Origin of the sequence: Actinomadura logoneensis (assembly GCF_003428695.1) — a bacterium.
Taxonomy (GTDB): domain Bacteria; phylum Actinomycetota; class Actinomycetes; order Streptosporangiales; family Streptosporangiaceae; genus Spirillospora; species Spirillospora logoneensis.
Genome location: NZ_QURH01000254.1, coordinates 1 through 9,037 on the forward strand (window position 1 = coordinate 1; position 9,037 = coordinate 9,037).

Below are 9,037 nucleotides of genomic sequence, written 5' to 3' on the forward strand. Positions count from 1 at the left end.
CCCGGCGGACGCGGCGCGCCCGTCAGGTGGGGCGCGGCGTCAGACGCGACGGCGGCGGCGGGCTCGGCGGATGGCGGCGGCGGCGCCGATCGCGGCGACGGTGGCTCCGGCGGCGGTGGCCATGGTGGCCTCCTTGCCGCCGACGCGGCGTCCGACGACGGCGTGCCGGCCCGCGGTCTCCTCCATCAGGACGCGCAGCGCGGTCGCGTTGTCGTAGGCGGGCTTCCAGCCCGCGCCGCGCAGGCGGGCGGCGTCCACGACCCAGGGGTAGGCGACGTAGTGCAGGTCCGTCGCGGGGGCCGGGGTCATGCCGAGGCGGTGCAGCCGCTGGGCCATGCCGAACGTCACGGCGGCGGGCAGCTCGAAGCCGCGCTTGCCGGTGATCTCGGCGACCTCGTCCATGCCGAGCCAGCCGTCGCAGCCGACCGCGAGCGGGCCGGGCAGGTCCTCCACGACGACGGTCTCCAGCGCGGACGCCAGGTCCTCGATGTGGCAGAACTGCCAGGCGGGCTCGCTGCCCTTGACCGTGAGCAGCCGCGGGGCCTCGAAGTGCCGGGTGACGACCGTGTCCACGCCGGGGCCGACGAGCGCCGCCGGGCGGACGATCGTGACCGACAGCCCCGGGTGGGACGCGGCGGCCGAGGCGGCGAGGTCCTCGATCTCCAGGTAGTCGCCCGCGATGGAGGCGTTGGCCTCGGCGAGCAGCGGCGCGTCCTCGCGCAGCGGGACCTCGTTGTCGGGGAGCGCGCCGTAGACCATCGCGCTGGTGACCAGGACCACGCGCCGCACGCGCGCCGCCGCGGCGGCGGTCACCACGGTCTGCGCGCCCCGCACGTTGTGGGTGCGGCGCTCCTTGGAGTCCAGGTCGGGCGAGCGCTCGACGTCCAGGTTGACGATCACGTCGACGTCCGAGAGCCGGTTCGACAGCAGCGGGTCGCGGATGTCGACCACCCGCCAGGTGACCCCGGGCACGTCGCCGCGGTGGCCGTCCACGGCCACGACCTTGCGGATCTCCTCGCGCTCGGCGAGCCGGGCGGCCAGCAGCCGCCCCGCGCCGGACGCCGCGCCGGTGACGGCGACGACCGGGCTCTTGCTACGCCGAGGGCGAACCTTGCCCGTTGCCACGGGGGCGCCCCCTTCTCTGTGTACGCGACCTCGCCGGGACCGGCTAACGTTGCGGATATGAGCCCATCATGCATGCCGGGGGCAAACCGATGAATGACACTCCGTTCGGCTTCAACCGTCCGGGCGACGGTGACGACGACAAGCCCCAGGACCCGTTCGGCGGTATGGGCGGCGGCATGGGCGACATGCGGCAGTTCGCCGACATGCTGCACCGCTTCGCCGACATGATCGGCACCCAGGGCGCACCGGGCGCCGGGTCCGACGGCCCGCTGAACTGGGACCTCGCCAAGAACATCGCACGGCACACCGTGGTGGAGAACGGCGGCGACCCCTCCGTCCTGGAGGCGGAGCGCACCAAGATCGTGGAGGCGCTGCGGCTGGCCGACCTGTGGCTGGACGAGGGCACGACGCTGCCCGCCGGCATCCGCACCCCGCAGGCGTGGAGCCGGTCGGAGTGGATCGAGGGCACCGTCCCGGTCTGGGAGAAGGTCATCGACCCGATCGCGTCCCGGATGGTCGAGTCGATGGGCGGCGCGCTCGGCGGCGGCCTCGGCGAGGACGTCCCCGCCGAGATGCAGGCGATGGCGGGGCCGCTGCTCGGGATGGTCCGGCAGATGGCCGGTGCCATGGTCGGCGGCCAGACCGGGCAGGCGCTCGGCGCGCTCGCCAAGGAGGTCACCTCCTCCAGCGACGTGGGCCTGCCGCTCGCCCCCGCCGGGGTCGGCGCGCTGCTGCCCGCCGGGGTCACCGCGTTCGGCGAGGGCCTGGAGGTCTCCGCGGACGAGGTCCGGCTGTACCTGGCGCTGCGCGAGGCCGCCCACCAGCGGCTGTTCGCGCACGTCCCGTGGCTGCGCGGGCACCTGCTCGGCGCCGTGGAGGACTACGCGCGCGGCATCACCGTCGACCTGTCCGGCATCGAGCAGGCCGTCTCCGGGCTGGACCTGTCCAACCCCGAGGCGCTGCAGGAGGCGCTCGGCGACGGGATCTCCCTGACGCCCGCCGAGACCCCGCAGCAGAAGGCCGCGCTCGCCCGGCTGGAGACCACGCTCGCGCTGGTCGAGGGCTGGGTCGACACCGTCGTCAACCGGGTCGCCGAGGGCCGGCTGCCCGAGGCGGTCAAGCTCGCCGAGGCCGTCCGGCGGCGGCGCGCGACCGGCGGACCCGCCGAGCGCACCTTCGCCACCCTCGTCGGCCTGGAGCTGCGGCCCCGGCGGCTGCGCGAGGCGGGAGCGTTGTGGCGGACGCTCACCGACGTGCGCGGCACCGACGGCCGGGACGCGGTCTGGGAGCACCCGGACCTGCTGCCCACCGCCGACGACCTCACCGACCCGGACGCCTACGTGCACGGCACCGCCGAGGGTCTGTCGGACGCCGATCTCACCGCCCTCACCGAGCCGCACTCGACCGAGGTCGCCAGGACCGAGGACGCGCCCGGCGCCCTCGGCCAGGTCCCCGGCGCCGAGAAGCCCGAGGGCGACGGTGATCAGGGCAAGGACGAGGGTCAGGACAAGGGCAAGGGCGACGCGGAGCCGGGCGCATGAGCGCGGCCCGTCCGTCCTCCCGCGTCAGCTGCTGCTCGCTGGTCCCGTCCCGCACGACGCTGATCCGCCGCCGGACGTCCCGCACGGCGCTGTGCTGGCAGCGGCCGAGCGACCAGGAGCGCCGCCGCCACCAGCGCACCGACTCCCGCTACCCGCGGGTGGGGCGGGTGTGACCGCTCCCCCCACCACCCCGGGCGGACCGCCCGGGGCCGGTGCGTCCGGGGCCGGTGCGTCCGGGGCCGGTGCGCCTGGGGCAGGCGTCGCGGCGGACGAGGCGGCGGCGCGGGTGCGGCCCGCCCCGCTGCACACCGACGCCGTCCGGGTTCTCACGGGCTGGACGGCGCCGGACGCCGGGCAGGCGGGCGTCCGCGACGGATTCCTCGACCACCTCGCCGCCCATCCGGACGGCACGTGGCGCGAGTGCGCCCCGGGCCACATCACGGCGAGTGCCCTGGTGCTGGACGCCACGGGCTCCCGCGTCCTGCTGACCCTGCACTCCAAGATCAAGCGCTGGCTGCAGCTCGGCGGGCACTGCGAGCCGGGCGACGCCACGCTCGCGGCGGCCGCGCTGCGCGAGGCCACCGAGGAGTCGGGCATTCCGGGCCTCGTCCTGCGCCCGGAGCCGCTGCGGCTCGACCGGCACCTGGTGCGCTGCCACCCCGAGGGATCCTGGCACCTGGACGTCCAGTACGTGGCGTTCGCCCCGTCCGGGGCGCGGGCCGAGCAGAGCGACGAGTCGGACGACCTCCGCTGGTTTCCCCTGGACGCCCTGCCGGAGCCGACCGACGACGCCCTCCGCCACCTCGTGGCCGCCGCCCGCGCGCTCGACACCCCCTGACCATCCGGCCATTCGAACCCGGCCTCGAAACCGTCGGCTCGGCGAATCGCGGGTGCAGAAATTCAGGGTCGGCAACCGTCGGCTCTTTGAACGGCGGGGTTGGTGGAGCGCAGACTCGGTGAAGCGGGGGCCAGGCGAACCGCGGGTCCAGCGCTGCCGCGAGCTCGGAAAGTCGCGGGTTCAGTAGGCGGGATGGCCTTCGAGGAGGGCTCGGGTGGATTCCCAGCCCTCCAGGCCGGGGTCGAGGAGCGCGACGTCCGGCGGGGTGCGCAGGCGGTGCCAGCTCGGGCCCTGCGGGATCTGGCCGTGCCTCGGGGCGGCGGCGCGCAGCCGGGACAGGGCGTCCGGGACGTCCAGGTCCGTGCTGGTCAGGGCGTCCGCGAGCCAGGACGGCAGGGGCAGCCGGGCCGCCAGCGCCACGAGCCCTCCCCCGGCGGACTGGCAGGCGGCGGCCGGGGCCTGGCCGAGCGCGCGGAACAGCTTGCCGAGCAGCAGCGGCGGGAGGTCGGGGGCGTCGGGGGCGAGCAGCGCGGCCTCGGTCGCGCCGAGCGCGTGCAGCGCGGCGAACGCGCCGGGCAGGGTGGGCTCGCGGACGATCGGCGTCCCGGGCCAGGTCAGCGCCTCGGCGTCCGGCTGGTCGGGCGGGTCGAGGACGAGCGCGGCGGTCACCAGCTCCAGGCCCGCGACGACCTCGTAGGTGTCCTCCAGCAGCGCGAGGCGGTAGTCGTCGGCGGCCACGCCCGGAGGCGGCTGTGCCGGGCCGCCGGACGATCCCACCGACAGGACCGCGGCGTACCGCACGGACGTCGCCGGCCGCACCTCCGCAGCCTGCTGACCAGCGGTTTCAGGAGTGGGGTCGGGACTCTCGCTCAACCGGCCACTCCGTGGCGGAGATCGTCCTCGTCGGCGGCGCCCGTCTCCATCGGGAGGTGGGCGGCGGCGGCCACGCCCTCCAGGTAGCCGCGGGCGCGCTCGGTCTTCGGGTACCGGCCGACCAGCTCCCAGAAGTCGGCGCCGTGGCCCGGGACCAGCAGGTGGGCCAGCTCGTGGATCAGGACGTAGTCCACCACCCAGGACGGCATCCCGCGGAGCCGGGTGGAGAGCCGGATCGTGCCGTCGTCCGGGGTGCAGGAGCCCCAGCGGGTGCGCTGGTTGTCCACCCAGCGGACGCTCGCCGGGACGGCCCGGCCGCCGAGGTGGCGCCGGGACAGCTCGTGGGCCCGGGCCTCCAGGTCGGCGTCGCTCGGGCGCCGCCGGCGCTCGCGGTCGGCGAGCCGCTGGAGGATGGTCGCGATCCACTGCTCCTCTTCGGCCTTGCTGAGCCGGGACGGCAGCATCACCACGACCTTGTCCCCGTCCCGATATGCGGACACCGTCCGCCGTCGCCTGCTGCTCCGGCGGACCTCAACGTTTGGGGGCACGCAAGAACCGTACCCAAAACTTTGCGCCCGCCACAGGGGGGGTTGGCCGTTTTCCCAGGTCAGAACCGATGTTTTCCCCGCCTGCTAGCCGCCGGGTACCCCCTTCCCGACACCCCGGACGACACGCCGGAAGGAGTTTTTCCGAATTCGGCCTGACCGTAATCCGTACGGAGGGTGACGGCAGATCGTCCTTCATCGGCCGCGTCCCGACGCTCCCCCGACTTCGGCGTCCGGCCCCGCGCCCCGGCGCCCCGGCGCCCTGCATCCCGGCGCCCCGGCGCCCTGCATCCCGGCGCCCCGGCGCCCCGGTCGGGCGCAGGACCGGAATTTCAAGATCGGCGAGGCGCCGCTGTCACATTCCCGGCGGACGTGCCGTCATCCAGGTAGACGGGGCGTGGCGCCACCGTCCTGTGGAAACGGAGTGAGTCATGACGGCACCGATTCTGGTCACCGGAGGCACCGGGACGCTCGGCTCCCTGCTGGTCCCGCTGCTGCGGGAGGCGGGGCACCCCGTGCGGGTCCTCTCCCGGCACGCGCGTCCCGCCGCGGACGGGGTCGAGTTCGTGTCCTGCGACCTGCTCGCCGGTGAGGGGATCGACGACGCGCTCGCCGGGGCGGAGACCGTCGTCCACCTGGCGGGCGGCCCGAAGGGCGACGACGTCGCGACCCGCAACCTCGCCGGCGCCGCCGCGCGGACGGGCGCGCGGCACCTGGTGTACGTCTCGGTCACCGGCGTCGAGGGCGTCCCGATGGCGTGGCTGCGCACGAAACTGGAGTCAGAGCGGGCCGTCGCCGATTCGGGCGTGCCGTGGACGACGCTGCGGCCCGCGCAGTTCCACAGCCTCGTGCTCGGCATCGTGGCGAAGATGGCGAAGATGCCGGTGGTCCCGGCGCCGGGCGCGCTGACCTTCCAGCCCGTGGACGAGCGGGACGTCGCCGCCCGGCTGGCCGAACTCGTCCTCGGGGAGCCCGCCGGACTCGTCCCCGACCTCGCGGGTCCGGCCGACTTCACGCTGCCCGAGCTGCTCCGCGGCTACCTGGCGGCGACCGGCCGGCGCCGTCCGATGCTGCCCGTCCGGATGCCGGGAAAGATCGGCCGCGCCTACCGGGAGGGCCGCAACCTCGCCCGGCAGGGCGCCATGCGGGGCACCCGCACCTGGGAGGACTACCTCGCCGAGCACGTCGGCTCCCCCAAGGAGCCCGCGACCGCCGCCCGCTGACCCGCCGCCCGGTGATCACGTCGTCCGCTGACCCGCCGCCCGGTGACCCGTCGCCCGCTGATCACACCACCGCCGCTCCCCGCCGTCCGACGACCAGCCGGTCCGCCGTTCCCTACCGGATCGGCGGACGGGCGGGTGGGGGTCAGCGGCCGGTGAACTTCGGGGGGCGCTTCTCGCGCTGGGCGGTGAGGCCCTCCAGCATGTCGCCGGTGGTCATCGTCACGGGCTGGGCGAGGGCCTCCCAGCGGAGCGCGGTCGCCATGTCGGGGTGGCCGCCGTTCGCGAGCGCGGTCTTGGTGAGGCGGGTGGCGATCGGGGCCTGCGCGGCGACGCGTCCGGCGGCGGCCAGCGCCTCGGCCATGACGTCCGCGCGCGGGACGGCGCGGTTGACCAGGCCGTGCGCGGCGGCCTCCGTGCCGGTGAGGACGCGTCCGGTGAGCAGCATCTCGCGCGCCAGCGGCAGCCCGGCGACCTCGGGCAGCAGCCAGGTCGCGGCCATGCCGGGGTGCAGGCCGAGGGCGGTGAACGGCGCGAGGAGCTTGGCGTCGTCCGCGGCGTACCGCAGGTCGCAGGCGAGCGCGAGGCAGAGTCCGGCGCCGACCGCGTGCCCGTTGACGGCGGCGATCGTCGGGACCTCCAGGTCCCTGATCATCAGCCAGGTCCGGTAGTAGTCGGCCATCCGGGTGCGCAGCTCGGGCAGTTCCGCGGCGTTGGTGTCGGCCAGCCAGGACAGCACGCCGCCCGAGGTGAACGCGGTGCCCGCCCCGGTCACGACGACGCAGCGCAGGCCGGTGTCGGCGCGCAGCCCGGTGAGCGCGTCCTTCCAGGCGGCGGTCATCTCGTCCGACATGGCGTTGCGCCGGGACGGGTCGTTCAGGGTGAGGACGGCGACGCCGTCCGGACGGCGGTCCACCAGCAGGACCTGATCTTCAGCCATGGCCGAACCGTACCGCCGGGGCGGCGGCGACCCGGCGCGGGAGGGGTGAGAAAGCGCACACTTACAATGTTTCGCCTGGTGGCCGGGGTGAGGCAGGATCCGGCCGTCCGCGTTATCACATATCGTTGTGGCGTGAACGACCCCCGTCCCCGACAATGGTCGCCGTGAGCGATCTTCCCCGCCGCGCGGTGACGCGGTCCGCAAAGCTGGCGTCCCTCCCGCTCGGATTCGCCGGGCGCACCGCTCTGGGCGTCGGGAAACGCACCTTCGGCAGGTCCGCCGAGGCGGTGGCCGTGGAGATCCAGCAGCGCACCGCCGAGCAGTTGTTCAAGGTGCTCGGCGAGCTCAAGGGCGGGGCGATGAAGCTCGGCCAGATGCTCTCGATCTTCGAGGCGGCGCTGCCGCCGGAGATCGCCGGGCCGTACCGGGCCACGCTGACCAAGCTGCAGGAGGCCGCCCCGCCGCTGCCCGCCTCGTCCGTCCACAAGGTGCTCGCGGAAGGGCTCGGCGCGGACTGGCGCGACCGGTTCCGCGAGTTCGACGACCGGCCCGCCGCCGCCGCGTCCATCGGGCAGGTGCACCGGGGCGTCTGGGAGGACGGCCGGGACGTCGCCGTCAAGGTCCAGTACCCCGGCGCCGGCCAGGCGCTGGTCAGCGACTTCAACCAGCTGGCCCGGCTCGGCCGGATGTTCGGCGCGCTCATGCCCGGCCTGGACGTCAAGTCGATGCTCGCCGAGCTCAAGGAGCGGGTGATCGAGGAGCTCGACTACACCCTCGAGGCCGAGTCGCAGACGCTCATGCGCGAGGGCTTCCCGCCGGACGACCCGGACTTCTACATCCCCGAGGTCGTCGCGCAGGCGGGCGACGTGCTGGTCACCGAGTGGATCGACGGCACCCCGCTGTCGAGGATCATCAGTGACGGCGACCAGGAGACCCGGAACCGCGCCGCGCTGCTGTACTGCCGGTTCCTGCTGTCCGGGCCGAAGCGCGCGGGCCTGCTGCACGGCGACCCGCACCCCGGCAACTTCCGGCTGCTCCCGGACGGCCGCCTCGGCGTCCTCGACTTCGGCGCGGTGGACCGCATCCCCGAGGAGTTCCAGTACCGGATGGGCCGCCTGCTGCGGATCGGCACGCTGGACGACATCGAGGAGATCGAGGCCGCGCTCCGCGACGAGGACTTCATCCGCGAGGGCGTCGAGATCGACATCGAGGGGCTGGAGGCGTTCCTCGCCCCGATCACCGAGCCGTTCGTCACCGAGACCTTCAAGTTCAACCGCGAGTGGCTGCGCGACATGGCCGCGCGCGTCACCGACCTGCGCCCGACCAACGTCGTCCGGCAGCTGAACCTGCCGCCGGAGTACGTCATCGTGCACCGCGTCCTGTCCGCCGGGACGGGCGTGCTGTGCCAGCTCGAATGCGAGATCCCGGCCCGCGCCGAATCCCTGCGCTGGGTCGCCGGCTTCGCGGACGCCGACGAGGACACCGACCCCGAGGCGGTCGCCTGACCCACGCGGCCCACGCCGTCCCGGATCAGCGGCGGACGCCGTACCGCGACCGCCAGCGTCGCCGCCGTGCCGACGCGAGCGGACGGGGCCGCGCACCGATGTGTGCGCGGCCCCGTCCTCCGCGTCCGGCCAACGAGAGGGAGAGCCGGACGCGCGGCGGCCGTCGTCGGGAGGCGCGCGGATTCGTCAAACCATCCAAGAAAGAACGAATCGGGCCTGCCACCGACGCGGCGTGGCTGCACGGGCCGCCGCCTCCTCCGCGGACGCAAGGGAAGCGGCGGCCGATCTTCGGGTCGTCGAGCGGACCGCGCGGGCTCGACCGGGCAGCCCGTGCGGAACGGCCCGGTCGAGCCGACCGCGCGGGCCTCGGCCGAGCCGACCGCGCGGGCCTCGGTCGAGCCGACCACGCGGGCCTCGGTCGAGCCGACCACGCGGGCCTCGGCCGAGCCG

General features: G+C 74.9%; 9 protein-coding genes. 5 read left to right on the plus strand and 4 right to left on the minus strand.

Annotated features, from left to right (window positions below; all coding sequences use genetic code 11):
• Positions 1-39: 39 nt before the first annotated feature.
• Positions 40-1,125, minus strand: a complete 1,086-nt coding sequence (locus DZF91_RS14880) for an NAD-dependent epimerase/dehydratase family protein (protein ID WP_117358065.1) — start codon at positions 1,123-1,125, stop codon at positions 40-42.
• A gap of 89 nt (positions 1,126-1,214) precedes the next feature.
• Between DZF91_RS14880 and DZF91_RS14885 the strand changes: the two genes are divergently transcribed.
• From DZF91_RS14885 to DZF91_RS14890, 3 genes are all read left to right on the plus strand, one after another.
• Complete coding sequence (locus DZF91_RS14885; protein ID WP_117358066.1) at positions 1,215-2,666, plus strand: zinc-dependent metalloprotease; 1,452 nt, start codon at positions 1,215-1,217, stop codon at positions 2,664-2,666.
• Entirely contained in the window at positions 2,663-2,839 is a 177-nt protein-coding gene (locus DZF91_RS39805) for a hypothetical protein (protein ID WP_158587947.1), read from the plus strand. Before DZF91_RS14885 ends, DZF91_RS39805 begins: the two co-directional genes overlap by 4 nt.
• Positions 2,840-2,952: 113 nt before the next feature.
• Positions 2,953-3,504, plus strand: a complete 552-nt coding sequence (locus tag DZF91_RS14890; RefSeq protein WP_199486642.1) for an NUDIX hydrolase — start codon at positions 2,953-2,955, stop codon at positions 3,502-3,504.
• A gap of 180 nt (positions 3,505-3,684) precedes the next feature.
• Here DZF91_RS14890 and DZF91_RS14895 read toward each other — a convergent pair whose 3' ends face one another.
• Positions 3,685-4,377: a hypothetical protein gene (locus DZF91_RS14895; RefSeq protein ID WP_235834299.1), complete on the minus strand. Its 693-nt coding sequence runs from the start codon at positions 4,375-4,377 to the stop codon at positions 3,685-3,687.
• The gene (locus DZF91_RS14900) at positions 4,374-4,877 is read right to left on the minus strand and encodes a M48 metallopeptidase family protein (protein ID WP_117358067.1); all 504 of its coding nucleotides are present in this window, start codon (positions 4,875-4,877) and stop codon (positions 4,374-4,376) included. The genes DZF91_RS14895 and DZF91_RS14900 overlap by 4 nt, the downstream gene beginning before the upstream one ends.
• Positions 4,878-5,353: 476 nt before the next feature.
• Here DZF91_RS14900 and DZF91_RS14905 point away from each other — a divergent pair, with 476 nt between their 5' ends.
• Positions 5,354-6,145: an SDR family oxidoreductase gene (locus DZF91_RS14905; protein WP_117358068.1), complete on the plus strand. Its 792-nt coding sequence runs from the start codon at positions 5,354-5,356 to the stop codon at positions 6,143-6,145.
• Positions 6,146-6,287: 142 nt separating this feature from the next.
• Here the strand turns inward: DZF91_RS14905 and DZF91_RS14910 are convergent, their stop codons facing one another.
• The gene (locus tag DZF91_RS14910; RefSeq protein ID WP_117358069.1) at positions 6,288-7,082 is read right to left on the minus strand and encodes an enoyl-CoA hydratase/isomerase family protein; all 795 of its coding nucleotides are present in this window, start codon (positions 7,080-7,082) and stop codon (positions 6,288-6,290) included.
• A 164-nt stretch (positions 7,083-7,246) separates the two neighbouring features.
• Here DZF91_RS14910 and DZF91_RS14915 point away from each other — a divergent pair, with 164 nt between their 5' ends.
• On the plus strand, positions 7,247-8,587 hold the full coding sequence (locus DZF91_RS14915) for an ABC1 kinase family protein (RefSeq protein WP_117358072.1): 1,341 nt from the start codon (positions 7,247-7,249) through the stop codon (positions 8,585-8,587).
• The last annotated feature ends 450 nt before the right edge of the window (positions 8,588-9,037 follow it).